Source organism: Pseudomonas sp. FW305-25, from assembly GCF_017351415.1.
Taxonomy (GTDB): Bacteria; Pseudomonadota; Gammaproteobacteria; order Pseudomonadales; family Pseudomonadaceae; genus Aquipseudomonas; species Aquipseudomonas chlororaphis.
Genome location: NZ_JACNDE010000011.1, coordinates 77,929 through 100,129 on the forward strand (window position 1 = coordinate 77,929; position 22,201 = coordinate 100,129).

Genomic DNA, 22,201 nt, shown 5'->3' on the forward strand with positions numbered 1-22,201 from the left:
GGCAAAAGAAAACCCCGCCGAAGCGGGGCTTTGCAGACTGTTTCCCTGACATCCTTTTCACTCCACCATCCTGGCGGAATCCTACGTGTCCGTGTTATTGCTTTGCGCTTCCTGCGCGACGTCCATGTGAAGTAGATTAGCTCTGGATCCAATCTGCCGATATGGGTGATTAGCAGCACGTCATGTAAGAGAATGCTTACATGACGTGGCCATGCTCAGAACTGCGCCGCATCCAGCAGGAACAGTGATTCGCTACCCGCCTTCACCGATGCGCTCAGCGAGTGAATACGCGGCAGCAGACGGGCGAAGTAGAAGCGCGCGGTACCCAGCTTGCTGGCGTAGAAATCGTCTTGCGACTCCTTGCCCAGGGCGGCTTTTGCCATCAACGCCCACATGTAGGCGTACGCCGTGTATCCGAATGCTTGCAGGTATTCGACCGAAGCCGCGCCGATTTCGTTCGGATTGGTCTTGGCCCGATCCAGCAGCCAGGCCGTCAGTTCGTCCAGGTTATCCAGTGCGTCGTTCAACGGCTTGGTGAACTCGGCCAGATCGGCGCTGGCGGTCGCGGTGAAATGGCGAATCTCGTCAGCGAACAGCTTGTAGAACGCCCCGCCGCTGCCGACGATTTTGCGCCCGACCAGGTCCAGCGCCTGGATGCCGTTGGTACCTTCATAGATCTGGGTAATGCGTACATCGCGCACCAGCTGCTCCTGGCCCCATTCACGGATGTAGCCGTGGCCGCCGAAAACCTGCTGGCCGTGAATCGTGGTTTCCAACCCCAGGTCGGTGAGGAAGGCCTTGGCCACCGGCGTCAGCAGCGCCACCAGATCTTCCGCGCGCTTACGCACCAGCGCATCTTCGCTGAACTTGGCGGTATCCAGTTGCATCGCCACATAGGTGGAGAACGCGCGGCCGCCTTCGTTCGCGGCTTTCATGGTCAGCAGCATGCGACGCACATCCGGGTGCACGATGATCGGGTCAGCAACCTTGTCCTTGGCTTGCGGGCCGGTCGGCGAACGGCTTTGCAGGCGATCGCGGGCGTATTCCACGGCGTTCTGATAGGAGCGCTCGCCCGAGGCCAGGCCTTGAATACCGACGCCCAGACGCTCGTAGTTCATCATGGTGAACATTGCCGCCAGGCCCTTGTTCGGCTCGCCGACGATGTAACCGACGGCTTCGTCGAAGTTCATCACGCAGGTCGCCGAGGCCTGGATGCCCATCTTGTGTTCGATCGAACCACAGTTGGCCGGGTTGCGCGCGCCCAGGCTGCCGTCGGCGTTGACCAGGAACTTCGGCACCAGGAACAACGAAATGCCCTTCGGCCCTGCCGGTGCGTCCGGTAGCTTGGCCAGCACCAGGTGGATGATGTTCTCGGTCAGGTCGTGCTCACCGCCGGTAATGAAGATCTTGGTGCCGCTGACCTTGTAGGAGCCGTCAGCCTGCGGCTCGGCCTTGGTGCGAATGATGCCCAGGTCGGTACCGGCATGCGGCTCGGTGAGGCACATGGAGCCGGCCCAGACGCCTGCATACATGTTCGGCAGGTAGGCCGCCTTCAATTCTTCGCTGGCGTGGGCATTGATCGACAGGCAGGCGCCCGCGGTCAGCATCGGGTACAGACCAAACGACAGGCTGGCCGAGTTGACCATTTCCTCGACCTGGGCCGATACCGCCTTGGGCATGCCCATGCCGCCGTAGGCTGGATCGCCGCCGACGCCAACCCAGCCGCCTTCGGCGTAAGTCTGATAGGCCTGTGGAAAACCTGCTGGCGTGGTCACCGCGCCGTCGCTCCAGTGACAACCCTCTTCGTCGGCGCCACGGCTCAGCGGGGCGATACTTTTGCCGGTGACTTTGCCGGCTTCCTCAAGAATCGCTTCGACGGTTTCAGCGTCGACGGTGTCGGCCAGAGCAGGCAGTTCGGCCCAGAGTTTGGCGACCTCGAAAACTTCATTGAGGACGAAGCGCATATCGCGCAGGGGCGCTTTGTAGTCAGCCATGGCAAACCTCGCAAGATCTAAACAAGTGGACCCGAACGGCCCCAGTTACGAAAGCTCGAGTGTACCCGAACAACTTTTACGACACATAGGGTCAACTCATGACTTTAATGTAATTTTTAGTCACCAAAAATCACGAGCAAACTCACTCCCGCAAATATCTGCAGGAGCAGGCTTGCCCGCAATGGACGATTACATGAAAACCTAGAGCGCAAACAGCTCCGCCGGCAACTTCATCAGGCAGTCACTGCCCGCCTCGATCGCCGCCAGATGGGCCGCGGTACGCGGCAGCAAGCGCTTGAAGTAGAACTCGCAGGTCGCCAGCTTGGCCTGGCAATAATCGGCATCCTCTTCACCGGCGTCGAGCCGGGCCTGGGCCACCAGCGCCATGCGCAGCCACAGGTAGGCGAGGATGATGTAACCGCTGTACATCAGGTAATCCAGCGCCGCGGCGCCGACTTCGTCGGGGTTCTTCATCGCCGCCATCCCGACCTTGGTGGTCAGCACGCCCCACTGCCGGTTGAGCCCGTCGAGTTGCGTCACATAACCCTTGAGTTGTGGATGCTCGGCATTGGCCGCGCAGAATTTATGGACGATCTTGGTGAAGCCCATCAACAACTTGCCCTGACTGCCGAGCACCTTGCGTCCCAGCAGGTCCAGGGCCTGGATGCCGTTGGTGCCCTCATAGATCGGGGCGATGCGGCAGTCGCGCACCAGTTGCTCCATGCCCCATTCGCGAATGAAGCCATGCCCGCCAAACACCTGCATACCGTGGTTGGTCACCTCCAGCCCGGTTTCAGTCATGAAGGCCTTGCAGATCGGCGTCAGGAAAGCCAACAGGTTCTCGGCATCCTGGCGCTGGGTCTCGTCGGCGGCCAGGTGCGCCACATCCAGCAACTGCGCGGTGAAATAGGCCAGGGCGCGATTACCTTCGTTGAAGGCCTTCATGGTCAGCAGCATACGCCGCACATCGGGGTGGACAATGATCGGGTCGGCGGCCTTGTCCGGCGCCTTCGGCCCGGTCAGGGAGCGCATCTGCAGACGGTCGTTGGCGTACTTGATTGCGCCCTGGAAGCTTGCCTCGCCCAGGCACAGCCCCTGCATCCCGGTACCGAGGCGCGCGTGGTTCATCATGGTGAACATGCAGTTCAGACCCTTGTTGGCCTCACCGATCAGGAATCCCTTGGCGCCATCGAAGTTGAGCACGCAGGTGGCCGAAGCCTTGATGCCCATCTTGTGTTCGATGGAACCGCAGCTCACACCATTGCGCTCACCCGCCTCGCCATCGGCGTTGGGCAAAAACTTGGGCACGATAAACAGCGAAATGCCCTTGGTACCGGCCGGCGCATCCGGCAGCTTGGCCAGCACCAGGTGGATGATGTTTTCACTCATGTCGTGCTCGCCGGCAGAAATGAAGATCTTGCTACCGGAGACCGCATAGCTGCCGTCGGCCTTGGGTACGGCGCGGGTCTTGATGATGCCCAGGTCGGTGCCGCAATGGGCTTCGGTCAGGCACATGGTGCCAGTCCATTGGCCAGCGGTGAGCTTGCTCAGGTAGGTCTGCTTCTGCTCTTCGCTGCCGTGGGTGTGAATCGCCGACATGGCGCCGTGGGTCAGGCCCGGGTACATGCCCCAGGAAGTGTTGCTGGAGCCAACCATTTCGCTGATCACCAGCCCCAGCGAATGCGGCAGGCCCTGGCCACCATAGTTCGGGTCTGCCGCCAGGCCGTGCCAGCCGCCTTCTACATACTGGGCGAAAGCCTGCTTGAAGCCTTTTGGCGTAGTAACCACGCCATTGTCGAAATGGCAGCCCTCTTCATCGCCCGGGCGGTTCAACGGCGCCAGCACGTTTTCACAGAATTTCGCCCCTTCTTCGAGAATCGCGGCCACCATATCCGGGCTGGCATCGCTGGCCCCCAGGGCGGCGTAGCTGGCGTGAAAGTCGAAGACGTGGTCGATCAAAAAGCGCATGTCGCGCAGGGGAGCTTTGTACTCGGGCATGGTGGTTTCTCCGGCAGCAGATCAATCCAACCTACTGCCGCTCATCCGACCTGCCAATCACAGTCCAGACGCTGAATGCGCCGCTATCACTCAACCCGCAGCGGTGTCCATGCGCACCGCGCCACGGCGGTTCTGACCGAAGGCCATGACGCAGTTACGCCCCGCGCCCTTGGCGCTGTACAGCGCCTGGTCGGCAGACTTGAGCACCTCCTCGGGCGAGCGGTGCTCCATCTGCCGCTCGGCGACGCCAATACTGACGGTCACCGATACGCTAGACGCCGCGACCGCACCCCGGCGCTGACGACCCTGCTGGTCGTCCTGGGGCCGGTTCTCCTGATTGCGCAACTGGATGTTGTAGTTGGCGATGGTCTCGCGAATGACCTCCAGGTGCGGCATGCACTCCTCGAGGGTCTTGCCGGCGAACACCACCGCAAACTCCTCACCGCCATAACGGTAGGCACGACCGCCGCCACTGACTTTCGACAGTTTGCTGGCCACCAGGCGCAGCACCTGATCGCCCACATCGTGGCCGTGGGTGTCGTTGAATTTCTTGAAGTGATCGACATCGCTCATCGCCAGCACATAGTTGCGCCCCAGGCGCTGCATGCGCTCGTTCAAGGCGCGGCGCCCCGGCAAGCCGGTCAGCTCGTCGCGAAAAGCCATCTGGTACGCCTCATGGGCAACGGCCGCGGCGATCATCAGCATCACCTGGCTGCACATGATGTTCAGGGTGAACGGCAGGATAAAGGTCTTGGGCAGCATCCAGAACAGCCCCAGCAGCCCCACCAACTGCGCCGCATGCAGCGGACGTGGATTGCGCCAGTACTGGATCGCCAGCAACAGGAAGGCGGCGATAAACACCGGGTACGACAACTGGATCAGGCTCATCCAGGCGCCGTGCAGGGCCGGCCAACGGATTTCCGCCAGCCAGGCCAGCAGCGCCTGGGGATAACTCTGCTCCAGGCCCAGCGCCACGCTGCCAAAGGCGAGCAATACGGCAAACCGCGCCACCATGTCCTGGAACAGGTGGGTACGCTCCTGCCAGGCCGCAAACAGGCCGAACAGCAGCGGCAGCAGCAAGCAGACCAAGTGGAATACCACGGCCGCATCCTCGCGGACCTTGCCGTTGTCACGGTAATAGTCGGTCTGGGTATCGAGCAGGAAATAGGCGATGTACACCGTGACCATCAGGAACAGTTCACGCTGGCGCCGGTACACCGCGCAATAAGCACCGCCGAGCAGCAGCACCAGGGTCGGCAAGACGTTGAACAGCGAGGTGAAGAAGACGTTGAGATCCTTGACGTAGGCAGCCGCGAGCCCCGCAAGCAAGAGTAACAATGACGGTAGAAAATGGCTGAAACGTACAGCAGAAGAACGCGGCAAGGTAAAGCTCCGACGCGGTTAAACAGTAGATGGCACTATGCCTTCACCTGGCATGGTTAAACAGCACAAATGTGATGCATGTCACATTGCCACTTCTGTAACGGCAGGGATCGGCTTCTTCTTAACGTTTTAGTCGGATTATTTTCAGATTCATCCCGCGCACAAAAAAGCCGCTTCTCCCGAAGGAGAAGCGGCCTCTGAAGAGATACCGGTAGGGCTTAGTAAGCCAGGCCGAAATCTTCCTCTTTCATGTCCATCAGGTTGTTGGCACCCGACAGCATCGCCGCAACGTGAGTGCGGGTACGCGGCAGGATGCGCTGGAAGTAGAAGCGCGCGGTCTGCAGCTTGGCGGTGTAGAACGCCTCTTCGGTGGTGCCGGCAGCCAGCTTCTCGGCAGCCAGGCGTGCCATGTCGGCCCAGAAGTAAGCCAGGCAGGCATAACCGGAATACATCAGGTAATCCACGGACGCAGCACCGACTTCTTCACGGTCTTTCATGGCCGCCATACCGACCTTCATGGTCAGCTCGCCCCATTCCTTGTTCAGTGCAGCCAGCGGTGCGACGAACTCTTTGACCGACTCGTTGCCTTCGTTGCTCTGGCAGAACTTGTGGACGATCTTGGTGAAGCCTTTCAGAGCCTCGCCTTGAGTCATCAGCACTTTACGGCCCAGCAAGTCCAGCGCCTGGATACCGGTGGTGCCTTCGTACAGCATGGAAATGCGGCTGTCGCGAACGTTCTGCTCCATGCCCCACTCGGCGATGAAACCGTGGCCACCGTAGATCTGCACGCCGTGGTTGGCGGATTCGAAACCGACTTCGGTCATGAAGGCCTTGGCGATCGGAGTCATGAAGGCCAGCAGTGCGTCGGCTTTCTTCTTCTCTTCTTCGTCCACGCCGTACTTGACGATGTCGACCTGCTTGGCGGTGAAGTAGACCATGGCCCGGTTGCCTTCGGCGAAAGCCTTCATGGTCAACAGCATGCGACGTACGTCAGGGTGCACGATGATCGGGTCGGCGGCCTTGTCCGGCGCTTTGGGGCCAGTCAGGGAACGCATTTGCAAACGATCGCGAGCGTATTTCAGGCCGCCCTGGAAGCCGATCTCGGCGTGGGCCAGGCCTTGCAGCGCGGTGCCCAGGCGAGCGGTGTTCATGAAGGTGAACATGCAGTTCAGGCCTTTGTTCGCCGGGCCGATCAGGAAACCGGTGGCCGCGTCGAAGTTCATCACGCAGGTGGCGTTACCGTGGATCCCCATCTTGTGTTCCAGGGAACCGCAGCTCACGGCGTTGCGCTGGCCGACAGTGCCATCGGCGTTCGGCAGGAACTTCGGCACGATGAACAGCGAGATGCCTTTGGTGCCAGCCGGTGCATCCGGCAGGCGGGCCAGAACGATATGGACGATGTTGTCGGCCATGTCGTGTTCACCGGCCGAGATGAAGATCTTGGTGCCGGTAACTTTGTAGGAACCGTCGGCCTGAGGTTCGGCCTTGGTGCGCAGCATGCCCAGGTCGGTGCCGCAGTGCGGTTCGGTCAGGCACATGGTGCCGGTCCACTCACCGGATACCAGCTTGGTCAGGTAAGCCTCTTGCTGCTCAGGCGTGCCGTGTTCGGAGATGGTGTTCATCGCGCCATGGGACAGGCCTGGGTACATACCCCACGACCAGTTGGCTTCGCCGACCATTTCACTGACAGCCAGGCCCAGGGACTCCGGCAGGCCTTGACCGCCATGCTCGACATCGTGAGCCAGGCTTGGCCAGCCGCCTTCGACGAATTGCTTGTAGGCCTCTTTGAAGCCAGTCGGGGTCTTAACGCCGGACTCGCTCCAGGTGCAGCCTTCCAGGTCACCCACACGGTTCAGAGGGGCCAGTACCTGCTCACAAAACTTCGCGCCTTCCTCGAGGATGGCGTCAACCATGTCTGGAGTAGCGTCCTGGCAAGCCGGCAGGCTCTGATAGTGCGCTTCATAGCCGAGCAGCTCGTCACGAACGAAGCGAATATCACGCAAGGGGGCCTTGTAGTCAGGCATAGCGATAAACCTCTGCTGATGTAACCGGGAATGAACGACCGCGTTGATTTATTGTGGCGGTCAAACAGTTGTTTGAAACATACGTTTACGCCCAAACCTTGTCAAGCGCCACGCAAACACCATTCGTCATCGATCCTCTGCAGGCCTTGCACGCAAAGGCCCACAGCGAATGCCGTGAAATATTCGGAAGCTGAATAGAGTGTAGGAGCTGGTAAGCCAGCAAGACAGAAGATGGGGCTTTGCAGGGCGTTCTTGCGCGGGTCACCCTGCCCGCAAAAATGGGTAGGGCTACCGAAGGAGGGTCAAGCGTAGGTGTCGATCAGCGTACCGAGCACTTCATCGGCGGCCTTGGCGACTTTCACACCCAGCTCCGCCTGAACCTTGCCCATGGCCATTTCGACCATGTTGCTGGCCAGGTCCGATTGCTGGCTGCGATCGACAGATCGCAAGCGCTCGACTTGTACCTCAGAGGATTGGCTGGCGACAGAACGTTCGATGGTCGTATTGGCGATCTGGCTGGCAGCCTGATCGACACGATTCTGCCCGGTCTGCACGGTACTCAGGCCGGCGTAGAAAGCGGTATTCCCGGAAATTTCCATGGGAGAATTCGACCCTGCAAGGAATGAACAGCGGCTATTGAACCAGACGCGTCAGAAAAAGACCCGTCAAAAACACTAATGGCACAGTGCCTCACCATAGGCAAAATCTAGTCAAGCAGGTCCAGTTGCAGATACTCGGCCACCGCTTCAGCGCTGATCGCCTTCAATCTTGGGACCCGCCCCAGACAAGGTGCGGGCAGGCGCTCCGCCAGCGTGGCGAGGTTCTCCTCGAGCCGCGAAGTCTTCGGCTCGATGATATTGGCCACCCAACCGGCCAGCTGTAATCCGTCCTGGGCAATCGCCTCGGCCGTCAGCAGCGCATGGTTGATACAGCCCAGGCGCACGCCCACCACCAGGATCACCGGCAGATACAGGGCCATGGCCAGGTCGGACAGGTTGTCCTGATCGGCCAGCGGCACACGCCAGCCGCCGGCCCCTTCGATCAGGGTGAAATCGGCACCCTTGGCCAGCACCTGGCGCATGGGCGCCAGCAAGGCCTGCACAGTCAACGCCACCCCAGCCTCACGGGCCGCCAGATGGGGAGCGATGGCTGGTTCAAAGGCCAGTGGATTGACTTCGTCGTAGGTCAGCGGCAACGAGCATTCAGCCAACAGAGCCAAGGCATCGGCGTTACGCAACCCCTTGGGGGTCAGCTCACAGCCCGAAGCCACCGGTTTCCCGGCCGCGGTGCTCAGCCCCGAGAGCCGCGCGGCATGCAGCAAGCCAGCGGCGACGGTGGTCTTGCCAACATCGGTGTCTGTTCCGGTAACGAAATAGGCTCGGCTCATAGCGGCTTCTCCAATACGGCGTAGACCACCTGGTAGGTCGCGGGCAATCCCTGCGCTTGACGGAACTGTTCGTAGGCGTCGATCAGGCCCTTGATCCGCGCCCGCCCTGTCAGCCCGCCGGGCCGTCCAGGGTTGAGGTTGTGCGCCCCCAGGGCCTTCAACTCATGGGTCAGACTGCGCACATCCGGGTAGTGCAGCACATGAGGACGGGTTTCCAGGCTCAGCACCTGCAAGCCGCTCGCCGCACACAGCTGTTGATACGTGCTGAACTCACGAAAGCGATTGACATGCACCATGCCGTCGACCTGACGCCAACTGTCGCGCAATTCGTACAGCGTACCGACGCACAGGCTGGCGAACGCCAGCACGCCGCCCGGCTTCAGCACCCGATGCGCCTCGCTGAGAACCGAACGAAAATCCGCGCACCACTGCACCGCCAGGCTGGAGAAAATCAGTTCGCAACTCTGCCCCTGCAACGGCAAACGCTCGGCATCGCCGGCAATGAAATACCGCGCCCCGCCCAACGGCCGGGCGTGCTCGAGCATGCCTTCGGCGATGTCCAGCGCCAGCCCTTCGCTGGCCTGGAAACGCTCGCCCAACAGGCGGCTGAAATAACCCGTGCCACAGCCCATGTCCAGCCACCGGCCGGGCTCGCGGTCTTGCGGCAGGCGGCCCAGCAACTCGTTACCGACGTCGCGCTGCAGTTGCGCCACGCTGTCGTAACTGGACGCCGCGCGAGAAAAGGAAGCCGCCACCTGGCGCTTGTCGGGCAAGCTGCCGGGGGGCTTGGGAAGGGACAGATCAGTCATCACCGGACTCATGCAAAAAAGCCTGGATCGCCCCCGCCACACCGTGGGGATCCTCCAGAAGAAACGCGTGGCTGGCCTGCTCAATCAGGCCAACTTCAACATCGGGCAACAACGCCAGCAGTTCGCCCGCGGCTTCGGCCGGCACCAGGCCGTCGAGCCCGGCGAACAGATGCAACTGCGGTCCACGAAACGCCTGCAAGGCATGGCGGGTATCCAGCTGCGCCAGCAACTCCAGGCCGGCCATCAACACCGTGCCCGAGGTATGCGGCGCGCCGCCCGACAGCAGGCGCGACAAGCCGCGCGGATCTTCGGCGCCCTGGGCACACAACAGGCTGAAGCGCTTGAGGGTGGTGCGTGGGTCGGCGTTACAGCCGGCCAGAAACCCGTCGAAGGTCTCCCCCGGCATTGCGCTTGCCCACTCGGCATGCGCCACGAAACTGGGGTTGCTGGCCAATGTCAGCAGACCGCAGCAGCGCTCGCCACGACGCGCCGCCAGCTCGGAAGCCAGCATGCCGCCCAGTGACCAGCCACCGAGCCAGGCGTTGTCCGGCACGCTGGCGTCCAGTTCGTCGAGCCACTCATTCAGGTCGCTGGACTCCAGCTCCGGCAATAGCTCGATCTCGACCCGCAGGTGTTCGTCCAGCCCCTGCAGAGCCGCCGCCAAGGGTTCGAGCGGCGATACACCGAGACCCCAACCGGGCAGCAGAATCAGTCGATCACGCATGGCTTGGCTCCGGTCCCAGTTCGCTAAAACAATCCGCCAGTGCATTCAACAATAGCTGGACCTGAGCCTCACTATGGGCGGCGGACAGGGTCACCCGCAAGCGGGCGCTCCCCGTGGGCACGGTAGGCGGACGAATCGCGGTGACCATCAGGCCGCGCTCGCGCAACATCTGCGACAGGCGAATCGCCCGCGCGCTGTCGCCGATCAGGATCGGCTGGATCGGCGTAAAGCTGTCCATCAGGGTCAGCCCGATCTGCTCGGCGCCCTGGCGGAACTGGCGGATCAGGGTATTCAGGTGCTCACGCCGCCAGTGCTCGCTGCGCAGCAACTCCAGGCTTTTCAGGGTGGCGCAGGCCAGGGCCGGCGGCTGGCTGGTGGTATAGATGTAGGGACGGGCGAACTGGATCAGGCTTTCGATCAGTTCCTCGCTACCGGCGACAAAGGCGCCGGCGGTGCCGAACGCCTTGCCGAGGGTGCCTACCAGGATCGGCACCTCTTCCTGGCTCAAGCCGAAGTGCTCGACGATCCCTCCTCCGTTGGCCCCCAGCGGCCCGAAGCCATGGGCGTCGTCGACCATCAGCCAGGCGCCCTTGGCCCGGGTTTCGCGAGCCAGCGCCGGCAGGTCGGCCAGGTCGCCGTCCATGCTGAACACACCATCGGTGACCACCAGGGTATTGCCGGTGGCTTTCTCCAGGCGCTTGGCCAGGCTCTCGGCATCGTTGTGCAGGTAACGGTTGAAGCGCGCGCCGGAGAGCAGGCCGGCATCCAGCAATGACGCGTGGTTGAGGCGGTCTTCCAGCACCGTGTCGCCCTGCCCCACCAGCGCGGTGACGGCGCCGAGATTGGCCATGTAACCGGTGCTGAACAGCAATGCCCGCGGGCGACCGGTGAACTCGGCCAGGGCTTCTTCCAACTGGTGGTGGGGCGTGCTGTGGCCGATCACCAGGTGCGAGGCGCCACCGCCCACGCCCCAGCGGGACGCACCGGCGCGCCAGGCTTCGATCACTTGCGGGTGATTGGCCAGGCCCAGGTAATCGTTGTTGCAGAACGCCAGCAACGGCTGGCCGTCGACCACCACTTGCGGCCCTTGCGGGCTTTCCAGCAATGGGCGCTGACGATAGAGGTTTTCGGCACGACGGGCAGCGAGACGCGCGCGGAGATCGAAAGACATGCAGGCCTCGATGATCTGATCGGACGATGATTGCCGTAGCCGCTGCCGCAAGCTGCGATCGACCCGAAGGGGCGCGAGGACCTTGAGTCCGTCGAGGTCCTGCGACCAGCGTGGCCCGGACTATCGCAGCCTGCGGCAGCGGCTACACAGGAGAGATGCTTAAACCGCGGCGTTGTAGAACTGCTCGCTGCTCTTCTGCTCCACCAGCGCCTGCTCGATGGCGGCCTGGTGCACCTCGTCGGCGTGCTCTTCGCGGGCTTCCGGCTGGATGCCCAGGCGCGCGAACAGTTGCATGTCCTTGTCGGCCTGCGGGTTGGCGGTGGTCAGCAGTTTCTCGCCGTAGAAAATCGAGTTGGCACCGGCGAAGAACGCCAGGGCCTGCATCTGCTCGTTCATCGCTTCGCGGCCGGCGGACAGGCGCACATGGGATTTCGGCATCAGGATACGAGCCACAGCGAGCATGCGGATGAAGTCGAACGGATCGACGTCCTCGGAGTTTTCCAGCGGCGTGCCGGCCACTTTCACCAGCATGTTGATCGGTACCGACTCCGGGTGCTCCGGCAGGTTGGCCAGCTGGATCAACAGGCCGGCGCGGTCATCGAGGGATTCGCCCATGCCGAGGATGCCGCCGGAGCAGATCTTCATCCCCGCATCGCGCACGTAGGCCAGGGTTTGCAGGCGCTCGCTGTAGGTGCGGGTGGTGATGATGCTGCCGTAGAACTCCGGCGAGGTATCGAGGTTGTGGTTGTAGTAGTCCAGGCCGGCCTTGGCCAGCGCTTCGGTCTGGTCCTGGTCCAGGCGACCGAGGGTCATGCAGGTTTCCAGGCCCATGGCCTTCACGCCCTTGACCATTTCCAGCACGTACGGCATGTCTTTGGCCGACGGGTGTTTCCAGGCCGCGCCCATGCAGAAACGGGTCGAACCTATGGCCTTGGCGCGCGCGGCCTCTTCGAGGACCTTCTGCACTTCCATCAGCTTTTCTTTTTCCAGGCCGGTGTTGTAGTGACCGGACTGCGGACAATATTTGCAATCTTCCGGGCAGGCGCCGGTCTTGATCGACAACAGGGTGGAAACCTGGACGCGGTTGGCGTCGAAATGCGCGCGGTGCACCGTCTGCGCCTGGAACAGCAAGTCATTGAACGGCTGGACGAAGAGGGCTTTGACTTCAGCCAAAGTCCAGTCATGACGCAGATTGGCGGTGGTGCTGGCGCTCATGGGCGATTCCTTGATTATGCTTGGCAAGCGGCTGCGGGAAGGCAATACCCACAGCCGCGACACGGATGTTGGGCATATTTAAGGAAGCGCCATGCAGTGTCAACCACATTACCAAGGACCAGTTTACATCTGGTTAAAAAACAAACAAACCTGTTTGCTCTGCGACGAGCCGACCGACACGCCCCAAGCCATTTGTACCGCCTGCGAAACCGAACTGCCGTGGCTCGGCGATCATTGCCAGGTGTGCGCCCTGCCCCTGCCCGCGGCCGGCCTGACCTGCGGCCAGTGCCTCAAGCGACCGCCCGCCTTCGCCCAGGTGGTGGCGCCCTGGCGTTATGGCTTTCCGGTCGACAGCCTGGTCAGCCGTTTCAAGCACAACGGCAAATGGCCCTTTGGCCGTCTTTTGGCCGAACTTCTCGCGCAATCGCTGCAACATCGCTTTGCCGAGGACCTGGCGCAACCCGACGCCCTGCTGCCGGTGCCCCTGGCTCGCAAGCGCCTGCGCCAGCGCGGCTATAACCAGGCGGCGATGCTCGCGCGCTGGCTGGGCGAGATCCTGCAAATCCCCTGTGACGAAACCTCGTTGCAGCGCACCCAGGACACGCCATCGCAGCAGGGCCTGGATGCCAGGGCGCGGCACCGCAACCTGCACCATGCCTTTGCCCTGATGCCCGAGGCGGCGGTCCATGGCCGGCACCTGGCGCTGGTGGACGACGTGCTCACCACCGGCGCGACCGCCCACGCCCTGGCGCGGCTGCTGCTCAAGGCCGGGGCGCGGCGGGTAGACGTCTATTGCCTGGCACGCACGCCAAAACCCGGCGAGCCCGACTGAACTTGACTCTCGCCCCTCAAGCCGCAAACTCCCTTTCCATTCCCAGCGTTCAAAGCGTTCAGCCATGCCCTTGCCCACCTTGTTGACCCAGCACATCGCCCGTCGCCCGCAGCGCATTGCCCTGCTGCAGCACATCGCCGAACAGGGCTCGATCACCCGTGCCGCGAAAAGCGCCGGCCTGAGTTACAAGGCGGCCTGGGACGCCATCGACGAGTTGAACAACCTGGCGCAAAAGCCCCTGGTCGAACGCAGTGTCGGCGGCAAAGGCGGCGGTGGCGCCAGGCTCTCCGTCGAAGGCGAACGGGTGCTGCGCCTCTACCAGCGCTTGCAGGCCTTGCAGGCCCAGGTGCTGGAAGCCGCCGAAGACGCCGCCGACCTCGATCTGCTGGGGCGCCTGATGCTCCGCACCAGCGCCCGCAACCAGCTGCATGGCACGGTGCTGGCGATCGAAGCGCAGGGGCGCAACGATCTGATACGACTGGCGCTCGCAGAAGACCTGGCGATCCAGGCGCAGATCACCCATGACAGCACCCTGCACCTGGAACTGGAGCCCGGCACAGGCGTCGTGGCGTTGATCAAGGCCGGCTGGCTGGAATTGCTGGCCATCGATCAACCCGCAACACCCGGACACAATTGTCTGCAGGGCACCCTGGAAGCGATCCTCGACGCCGAAGACGGCCCCAGCGAAATCAGAATCGCCCTGCCCAGCGGCCAGACGCTCTGTGCCCTGGCCGAACCGCTGCACCTGCGACACCTTGGCTTGAGCGCCGGCCAGCCGGTACGGGTGCAGTTCTCGCCGTCCAACGTGCTGCTCGGCACGCCGCTCTAGTTTTTTTTGCTGCTGCCGCAGGCTGCGATAGTCCGGGCCACGCTGGTCGCAGGACCTCGATGGACTCAAGGTCCTCGCGCCCCTTCGGGTCGATCGCAGCCTTCGGCAGCGGCTACACAAAGCCGCGCAATGCTTGCGGCGCTGCAACATGTTCGTCATCGACGCTGATTAAGGTGGCTGCAAAACCCTGCAGGAAGCCTGTGATGAGCCTATTAGAAGAAGACCAACCTACCGACCTCGAAAAGATGGTCGGCCTCAGCCGCCGTGGTTTCATCAGCGCCGGCGCCCTGTGCGGCGCGGCCATGTTCCTCGGTGGCAACCTGCTGAGCCGCAGCGTGCTGGCCGCCAGCGTCAGCGCCGGTTCCAGCAAGCTGCTGGGCTTTGAAGGCATTGCCGCCGCCACCAGCGACACCATCACCCTGCCGCCGGGCTACAAGTCTTCGGTGCTGATCAGCTGGGGCCAGCCCCTGCAGAAGAACGGCCCGGCGTTCGACCCGAGTGGCAATGGCACCGCCGCGGCCCAGGAGGTCCAGTTCGGTGACAACAACGACGGCATGAGCCTGTTCGCCTTCCCGGACGACAAGAATCGCGCATTGATGGCGATCAACAACGAATACACCAACTACCGCTACCTCTACCCCCACGGCGGCATGCCGCAGTCAGCGGAAGACGTGCGCAAGGCCCTGGCCAGCGAAGGCGTGTCGGTGATCGAAGTGCAGCGCCGCAGCGGCCAATGGCAGTTCGTCCAGGGCTCGCGCTACAACCGACGCATCCACGGCAACGCGCCGATTCGCCTGAGCGGCCCGGCCGCCGGCCACGCGCTGATGAAAACCAGCGCCGACAAGAGCGGCCGCAAAGTCCTCGGCACCTTCCAGAACTGCGCCAACGGCAAGACGCCATGGGGCACCTACCTGACTTGTGAAGAGAACTTCACCGACTGCTTCGGCAGCAGCAACGCCCAGCAGACCTTCGATGCCGCGCAGAAACGCTATGGCGCCTCGGCGAGCAGCCGCGACATCAACTGGCATCAGTTCGACCCGCGCTTCGACCTGGCGAAAAACCCCAACGAACTCAACCGTCACGGCTGGGTCGTGGAGATCGACCCGTTCGACCCGCAGTCCAAGCCGATCAAGCGCACCGCCCTGGGCCGCTTCAAGCACGAGAACGCCGCCCTGGCCGAAACCCGCGACGGACGCGCCGTGGTCTACATGGGCGACGACGAGCGTGGCGAGTTCATCTACAAGTTCGTCAGCCGCGACCGCATCAACCACCGCAACCCCAAGGCCAACCGCGACCTGCTGGACCACGGCACCCTGTACGTGGCGATCTTCGACAATGGCGACGGCAACCCGGACCACCCGAAAGGCAAGGGCAAATGGGTCGAGCTGAGCCATGGCAAGAACGGCATCGACGCCAGCAGCGGTTTCGCCGACCAGGCCGAAGTGCTAATCCACGCTCGCCTCGCGGCCAGCGTGGTCAAGGCCACCCGCATGGACCGCCCGGAATGGATCGTGGTCAGCCCGAAGGACGGCCAGGTCTACTGCACCCTGACCAACAACTCCAAACGTGGCGAAGACGGCCAGCCAGTGGGCGGCCCGAACCCGCGGGAGAAAAACGTCTACGGGCAGATCCTGCGCTGGCAGACCGCCCGTGGCGACCACGGCTCGATGGACTTCACCTGGGACCTGTTCGTGGTCGCCGGCAACCCGGCCGTGCATGCCGGCCAGCCCAAAGGCGGTTCGTCGAACATCACGCCGCAGAACATGTTCAACAGCCCCGACGGCCTGGGTTTCGACAAGGCCGGCCGGTTGTGGATCCTCACCGACGGCGACTCCAGCAACACCGGCGACTTCGCCGGCATGGGCAACAACCAGATGCTCTGCGCCGACCCGGACACCGGTGAAATCCGTCGTTTCATGGTCGGGCCGGTGGGCTGCGAAGTCACTGGCATCACCTTCTCGCCGGATCAGCGGAGCCTGTTCGTGGGCATCCAGCACCCGGGCGAGAACGGCGGTTCGACCTTCCCCGAGCACCTGCCCAACGGCAAGCCGCGTTCCTCGGTGATGGTGATCACCCGGGAAGACGGCGGTATCGTCGGCGCCTGATAGACCGCTTCGCGGGCAAGCCTCGCTCCTACAGATCCGTGTAGGGGCGAGCTTGCCCGCGATAGCGCCCTCACAGTCACCACCTGTCATCCTTCGTGCGCTACCATGCTTGGCCGGACGCAGCAGCCTGCTGCGCGCAGGAGTCAGCATGTCTCACCCGTTCGAAACCCTTACCCCTGATCTAGTCCTCGATGCCGTCGAAAGCATCGGTTTTCTCAGCGACGCCCGTGTCCTGGCACTCAACAGTTACGAAAACCGTGTCTACCAGGTCGGCATCGAAGACAGCGAGCCGCTGATCGCCAAGTTCTACCGCCCGCAGCGCTGGACCAACGAGGCGATCCTCGAAGAGCACCGCTTCACCTTCGAACTCGCCGAGTGCGAAGTGCCGGTGGTGGCGCCGCTGATTCACCAGGGCGAAAGCCTGTTCGAGCATGAAGGCTTCCGCTTTACCCTGTTCCCACGCCGTGGCGGCCGGGCGCCGGAACCCGGCAACCTCGACCAGCTGTATCGCCTGGGGCAATTGCTCGGCCGCCTGCATGCGGTCGGCGCCACCCGCCCGTTCGAGCATCGCGAAGCGCTGGGGGTGAAGAACTTCGGCCACGATTCGCTGACCACCCTGCTGGAAGGCGACTTCGTGCCCAAGAGCCTGCTGCCGGCCTACGAGTCAGTGGCCCGCGACCTGCTCAAGCGGGTGGAAGAGGTCTACCAGGCCACGCCGCACCAGAACATCCGCATGCACGGCGACTGCCATCCCGGCAACATGATGTGCCGCGACGAGGTGTTCCATATCGTTGACCTCGACGACTGCCGCATGGGCCCGGCGGTGCAGGACCTGTGGATGATGCTCGCCGGCAATCGCCAGGAATGCCTGGGGCAGCTGTCAGAACTGATGGATGGCTACAGCGAGTTCCACGACTTCGACCCGCGCGAACTGGCATTGATCGAACCGCTGCGCGCCCTGCGCCTGATGCACTACAGCGCCTGGCTGGCCCGGCGCTGGGACGACCCGGCGTTCCCACGCAGCTTCCCCTGGTTCGGCAGCGAGCGTTATTGGGGCGACCAGGTGCTGGCGTTGCGCGAGCAACTCTCGGCGCTCAACGAAGAACCGCTGAAGCTGTTCTGACCCCAAGCCCTGATCCGACCTGTAGAAGCGAGGCTGGCCCGCGATAGCCTCGCCGCGGTAGTTCTGATGCACCGTGGTGTATTGATCGCGGGCAAGCCTCGCTCCTGCAGAAGCCGGATTGATCACAAAAGCCGGCAACCAGGATGACGCCGACAAAGACACGGCCTGACAAACCTCCTTACAATCCCCCTCTTTGTTAGCTGCCTAAGCAAGGATTCTGCATGCAAGCCGCCAACCCGCGCCGCGGGTACATCCTGGGCCTGAGTGCCTACATCATCTGGGGCCTGTTCCCGATCTACTTCAAAGCCATCGCCAACGTGCCCGCCGTGGAAATCATCATCCACCGGGTGCTCTGGTCCGCGCTGTTCGGCGCGCTGCTGCTGATGGTCTGGAAGCATCCCGGCTGGTGGCGCGAGCTGCGGGACAACCCCAGGCGCCTGGCGATCCTGGCCCTGAGCGGTACCCTGATCGCGGCCAACTGGCTGACCTATGTCTGGTCGGTGAACAACGGGCGCATGCTCGAAGCCAGCCTGGGTTACTACATCAACCCGCTGGTGAACGTGCTGCTGGGCATGCTGATCCTCGGTGAGCGGCTGCGGCGCCTGCAGTGGCTCGCAGTGGGCCTGGCGGCGGTGGGCGTGGCGCAGCAGGTGTGGCAGGTCGGCAGCCTGCCCTGGGTTTCCCTGGTGCTGGCGCTGACCTTCGGTTTCTACGGGCTGATCCGCAAGCAGGCACCGGTCAAGGCGCTACCGGGGCTGGTGGTGGAAACCTGGATGCTGGTACCGATCGCCCTCGCCTGGCTCTTGCTCAACCCCACCGCCTCCAGTGCCCAGGCGGCCTTCTGGACCAGCTCCGAGGCCTGGTGGCTGGTGGCGGCCGGTCCCGTCACCCTGGTGCCGCTGGTGTGCTTCAACGCCGCCGCCCGTCACCTGCCCTACACCACCCTGGGCTTCTTGCAGTACCTGGCGCCGACCCTGGTGCTGCTGCAGGCGGTACTGCTGTTCGGCGAACACCTGTCGTCGAGCACCCTGGTGGCGTTCATGTTTATCTGGGCCGGCCTGGCGGTGTACAGCGTGGATGCCTGGTTGAGCCTGCGCAAACGCAGCTGATCAATAAACGTACAAAGCTCTGCAGGCCACGGTTGGCGTGGCCTGCATCTATCCTTCCCAAGGTTACCCACAGCGTGATCCCCGCCGTTTGTGCACAAGCCCTTGAAACTGCTGGTTTTTTGATCAGATTCAGCAAAGCCTTGGCCGGCTTGGGCTGGCGCCAGGTCTCTACAGGTTATCCACAGGCGCATGCACGCTAAAACTGGATAACCCGCCCTTTCAGGTTCACACCTCGCTGCGCAGCACCAACTCCACCATCAAATCATCCGCCAGGGTTTCCAGGCGCGACTGCAAAACGTCGAGGGACAAAGTCAGCGGCACCGCCAGGATCGCTTCGGCGTGGAACAGCGGCTCGCTGCTCATGGGGGCCGGGCGCACTTCGGTCACCAGCCGCTCCAGGTTCACCCCCTGCTCGCTCAACAGGCGGGTGATGTCGCGCACAATGCCCGGCCGGTCGTTGCCCACCAGTTCCATGGCGATCGGCTTCCAGGTGCAGGACTGTTCGATACCGCTTTCGGCGATCAGCACCCGAATGCCCTGGGCCGCCAAGCCTTGCAGCGCGTCCACCAGCTCGTCATAGGCTTCGGCCGGCACGCCGACCCGCAGGATGCCGGCGAACTGCCCGGCCATCCGCGACATGCGGCTCTCCAGCCAGTTGCCGCCGTGCGCGGCGATGCATTGGGCGATGCGCTCGACCTGTCCGGGCTTGTCCGGGGCGAATACGGTGAGTACGAGGTGGTCCATGGCGCAACCCTCTGTCAGGACGTTTGTTGTAGAAGGTCAAGTATAGGCAAGCCGCAGGGTCGCCGCGGCCCGGCAGGAGCGACGCCTGCTTGCGACAAGAATCACCCGGCCGGCATCGTTGGGACTGTCAGGATGCCATCGCGAGCAAGCTTCGCGCCTACAAGGAAAAAAGGGGCTTGAGACAAATCGTGTACATGTTTTTAGAATTCTATGGAACAATCCGCAAGTTTTTTGAGAACATCCTGTTCCCCAGCGTGACCGTGCCGCGAACTTGAGTCGCGGAACGACGTATTTAGTCTAATTTTCACAACCGCAATTCATCATGTAGTATGCCGCAGCGCGCACTACATAACGTTGGATCGATGTCTGCCAAGGCGCAGTCGCAACCCTGAAAGCCCTGTCAGCAAGGCTCCGAGCCGTTGATTGGAACCATCCCAGCCGCCCGCGATGGCATGTACTGGTAGAGGGGTTTGTGGTTTAAATGGCCAGAGGCTTCATTGTCAATTTGAAGAGCTGAAAAGCGAAATAGCTGAGCAGAGTGAGGCAAGCAATGACTGAACACGTTCAAGTCGGTGGCCTGCAGGTCGCCAAAGTCCTGTTCGACTTCGTGAACAACGAAGCGATTCCCGGTACCGGCCTCACCGCCGACACGTTCTGGGCCGGCGCCGACAAGGTCATCCACGACCTGGCACCGAAGAACAAAGCCCTACTCGCCAAACGCGACGATTTCCAGGCGCGTATCGATGCCTGGCACCAAGCCCGTGCCGGACAAGCCCACGACGCCGTGGCCTACAAAGCCTTCCTGCAAGACATCGGTTATCTGCTGCCAGAAGCGGCGGACTTCCAGGCCACGACGCAAAACGTCGATGACGAGATCGCCCGCATGGCCGGTCCGCAGCTGGTGGTCCCGGTGATGAATGCCCGCTTCGCCCTCAACGCCTCCAACGCCCGCTGGGGCTCGCTGTACGACGCGCTCTATGGCACCGACGCCATCAGCGAAGCCGACGGCGCGGAAAAAGGCAAAGGCTACAACAAGGTGCGCGGCGACAAAGTCATCGCCTTCGCCCGCGCCTTCCTCGACGAGGCCGCGCCATTGGCCGCCGGCTCCCATGTCGACTCCACCGGCTACAAGATCGTCGACGGCAAGCTGGTGGTCGCCCTCAAGGGTGGCAGCAACAGCGGCCTGCGCGACGACGCTCAACTGATCGGCTACCACGGCGATGCCGCGGCACCGACCGCGGTGCTGCTGAAACACAACGGCCTGCATTTCGAGATCCAGATCGACGCCAGCAGCCCGGTCGGCCAGACCGACACGGCCGGCGTAAAAGACGTGCTGATGGAAGCCGCCCTGACCACCATCATGGACTGCGAAGACTCGGTCGCCGCCGTCGACGCCGACGACAAGGTGGTGATCTACCGCAACTGGCTCGGCCTGATGAAGGGCGACCTGGCCGAAGAAGTGGCCAAGGGCGGCAAGACCTTCACCCGCACCATGAACGCCGACCGCGAATACACCGCGCCCAACGGCGGCAGTGTGAAGCTGCACGGCCGTTCGCTGCTGTTCGTGCGTAACGTGGGTCACCTGATGACCATCGACGCGATCCTCGACAGCCAAGGCAACGAAGTGCCGGAAGGCATCCTCGATGGCCTGGTCACCAGCCTCGCGGCGATCCACAACCTCAACGGCAACACCTCGCGCACCAACAGCCGCACCGGCTCGGTGTACATCGTGAAGCCGAAGATGCACGGCCCGGAAGAAGCCGCTTTCACCAACGAGTTGTTCGGGCGCATCGAAGACGTGCTGGAACTGCCGCGCAACACCCTGAAAGTCGGGATCATGGACGAGGAGCGCCGCACCACGGTCAACCTCAAGGCCTGCATCAAGGCCGCCAGCGAGCGCGTAGTGTTCATCAACACCGGCTTCCTCGACCGTACCGGCGACGAAATCCACACCTCCATGGAAGCCGGCGCCGTGGTGCGCAAGGCCGAGATGAAGGCCGCCAAGTGGATCGGCGCCTACGAGAACTGGAACGTCGATATCGGCCTGAGCACCGGCCTGCAAGGTCGTGCGCAGATCGGTAAAGGCATGTGGGCCATGCCGGACCTGATGGCCGCCATGCTCGAACAGAAAATCGCCCACCCGCTGGCCGGCGCCAACACTGCCTGGGTACCCTCGCCCACCGCCGCGGCCCTGCACGCCCTGCACTATCACAAGGTCGACGTGTTCGCCCGCCAGGCCGAGTTGGCCAAGCGCGCCCGCGCCTCGGTGGACGACATCCTGACCATCCCGCTGGCCAGCAACACCAACTGGTCGGCCGAAGAGATCAAGAACGAACTGGACAACAACGCCCAGGGCATTCTCGGTTATGTGGTGCGCTGGATCGACCAGGGCGTCGGCTGTTCCAAGGTGCCGGACATCAACGATGTCGGCCTGATGGAAGACCGCGCCACCCTGCGTATTTCCAGCCAGCACATCGCCAACTGGCTGCGCCATGGCGTCGTCACCCAAGCCCAGGTCATGGAAAGCCTCAAGCGCATGGCGCCCGTGGTGGACCGGCAGAACGCCGGCGACACCCTGTACCGTCCGCTGGCACCGAACTTCGACAGCAACATCGCCTTCCAGGCGGCGGTCGAACTGGTGATCGAAGGCACCAAGCAGCCCAATGGCTACACCGAGCCGGTGCTGCACCGTCGTCGTCGCGAGTTCAAGGCCCGCAACGGCCTGTGATCCTGCGTTGACGCGGTAAAGAAAAA

At 62.8% G+C, this 22,201-nt stretch carries 17 protein-coding genes; 6 read left to right on the forward strand and 11 right to left on the reverse strand.

What is annotated here, in order from left to right; all coding sequences use genetic code 11:
* Positions 1-215: 215 nt before the first annotated feature.
* The 10 genes from J4E58_RS13120 to bioB all read right to left on the reverse strand — a co-directional run bounded on the left by J4E58_RS13120 (position 216) and on the right by bioB (position 12,705).
* Entirely contained in the window at positions 216-1,994 is a 1,779-nt protein-coding gene (locus J4E58_RS13120; RefSeq protein ID WP_087089414.1) for an acyl-CoA dehydrogenase C-terminal domain-containing protein, read from the reverse strand.
* 201 nt (positions 1,995-2,195) lie between these two features.
* Positions 2,196-3,992, reverse strand: coding sequence for an acyl-CoA dehydrogenase C-terminal domain-containing protein (locus J4E58_RS13125; protein ID WP_087089416.1), 1,797 nt, complete (start codon positions 3,990-3,992; stop codon positions 2,196-2,198).
* A 90-nt stretch (positions 3,993-4,082) separates the two neighbouring features.
* Positions 4,083-5,375: a GGDEF domain-containing protein gene (locus J4E58_RS13130; protein WP_087089418.1), complete on the reverse strand. Its 1,293-nt coding sequence runs from the start codon at positions 5,373-5,375 to the stop codon at positions 4,083-4,085.
* Between the two features lie 218 nt (positions 5,376-5,593).
* Entirely contained in the window at positions 5,594-7,399 is a 1,806-nt protein-coding gene (locus J4E58_RS13135; protein WP_007926069.1) for a phenylacyl-CoA dehydrogenase, read from the reverse strand.
* 302 nt (positions 7,400-7,701) lie between these two features.
* Entirely contained in the window at positions 7,702-7,998 is a 297-nt protein-coding gene (locus J4E58_RS13140) for a hypothetical protein (RefSeq protein WP_007926068.1), read from the reverse strand.
* A 107-nt stretch (positions 7,999-8,105) separates the two neighbouring features.
* Positions 8,106-8,786: a dethiobiotin synthase gene (bioD, locus tag J4E58_RS13145; protein WP_087089420.1), complete on the reverse strand. Its 681-nt coding sequence runs from the start codon at positions 8,784-8,786 to the stop codon at positions 8,106-8,108.
* Positions 8,783-9,595, reverse strand: coding sequence for a malonyl-ACP O-methyltransferase BioC (gene bioC / locus J4E58_RS13150; RefSeq protein WP_087089422.1), 813 nt, complete (start codon positions 9,593-9,595; stop codon positions 8,783-8,785). Before bioC ends, bioD begins: the two co-directional genes overlap by 4 nt.
* On the reverse strand, positions 9,588-10,319 hold the full coding sequence (locus J4E58_RS13155) for an alpha/beta fold hydrolase (protein WP_087089424.1): 732 nt from the start codon (positions 10,317-10,319) through the stop codon (positions 9,588-9,590). Before J4E58_RS13155 ends, bioC begins: the two co-directional genes overlap by 8 nt.
* The gene (gene bioF / locus J4E58_RS13160) at positions 10,312-11,490 is read right to left on the reverse strand and encodes an 8-amino-7-oxononanoate synthase (protein ID WP_087089426.1); all 1,179 of its coding nucleotides are present in this window, start codon (positions 11,488-11,490) and stop codon (positions 10,312-10,314) included. Before bioF ends, J4E58_RS13155 begins: the two co-directional genes overlap by 8 nt.
* Positions 11,491-11,649: 159 nt before the next feature.
* The gene (gene bioB / locus J4E58_RS13165; protein WP_007926062.1) at positions 11,650-12,705 is read right to left on the reverse strand and encodes a biotin synthase BioB; all 1,056 of its coding nucleotides are present in this window, start codon (positions 12,703-12,705) and stop codon (positions 11,650-11,652) included.
* Between the two features lie 91 nt (positions 12,706-12,796).
* On the opposite strand from bioB, the gene J4E58_RS13170 reads away from it, so the two are divergent.
* The 5 genes from J4E58_RS13170 to rarD all read left to right on the forward strand — a co-directional run bounded on the left by J4E58_RS13170 (position 12,797) and on the right by rarD (position 18,703).
* Positions 12,797-13,537: a ComF family protein gene (locus J4E58_RS13170; protein ID WP_087089429.1), complete on the forward strand. Its 741-nt coding sequence runs from the start codon at positions 12,797-12,799 to the stop codon at positions 13,535-13,537.
* 64 nt (positions 13,538-13,601) lie between these two features.
* Positions 13,602-14,366, forward strand: a complete 765-nt coding sequence (locus J4E58_RS13175; RefSeq protein WP_053262902.1) for a TOBE domain-containing protein — start codon at positions 13,602-13,604, stop codon at positions 14,364-14,366.
* 203 nt (positions 14,367-14,569) lie between these two features.
* Positions 14,570-16,471, forward strand: a complete 1,902-nt coding sequence (locus tag J4E58_RS13180; protein ID WP_085533098.1) for a PhoX family phosphatase — start codon at positions 14,570-14,572, stop codon at positions 16,469-16,471.
* A 148-nt stretch (positions 16,472-16,619) separates the two neighbouring features.
* Entirely contained in the window at positions 16,620-17,594 is a 975-nt protein-coding gene (locus J4E58_RS13185) for a serine/threonine protein kinase (protein WP_087089431.1), read from the forward strand.
* 221 nt (positions 17,595-17,815) lie between these two features.
* Complete coding sequence (gene rarD / locus J4E58_RS13190; RefSeq protein WP_087089433.1) at positions 17,816-18,703, forward strand: EamA family transporter RarD; 888 nt, start codon at positions 17,816-17,818, stop codon at positions 18,701-18,703.
* Between the two features lie 225 nt (positions 18,704-18,928).
* On the opposite strand, the gene J4E58_RS13195 is transcribed toward rarD, so the two are convergent.
* A complete protein-coding gene (locus J4E58_RS13195) occupies positions 18,929-19,447 on the reverse strand; it encodes a glycine cleavage system protein R (protein WP_007926052.1) in 519 nt (172 codons plus the stop codon).
* Positions 19,448-19,997: 550 nt separating this feature from the next.
* Between J4E58_RS13195 and J4E58_RS13200 the strand changes: the two genes are divergently transcribed.
* A complete protein-coding gene (locus J4E58_RS13200) occupies positions 19,998-22,175 on the forward strand; it encodes a malate synthase G (RefSeq protein ID WP_087089435.1) in 2,178 nt (725 codons plus the stop codon).
* Positions 22,176-22,201: the final 26 nt, after the last annotated feature.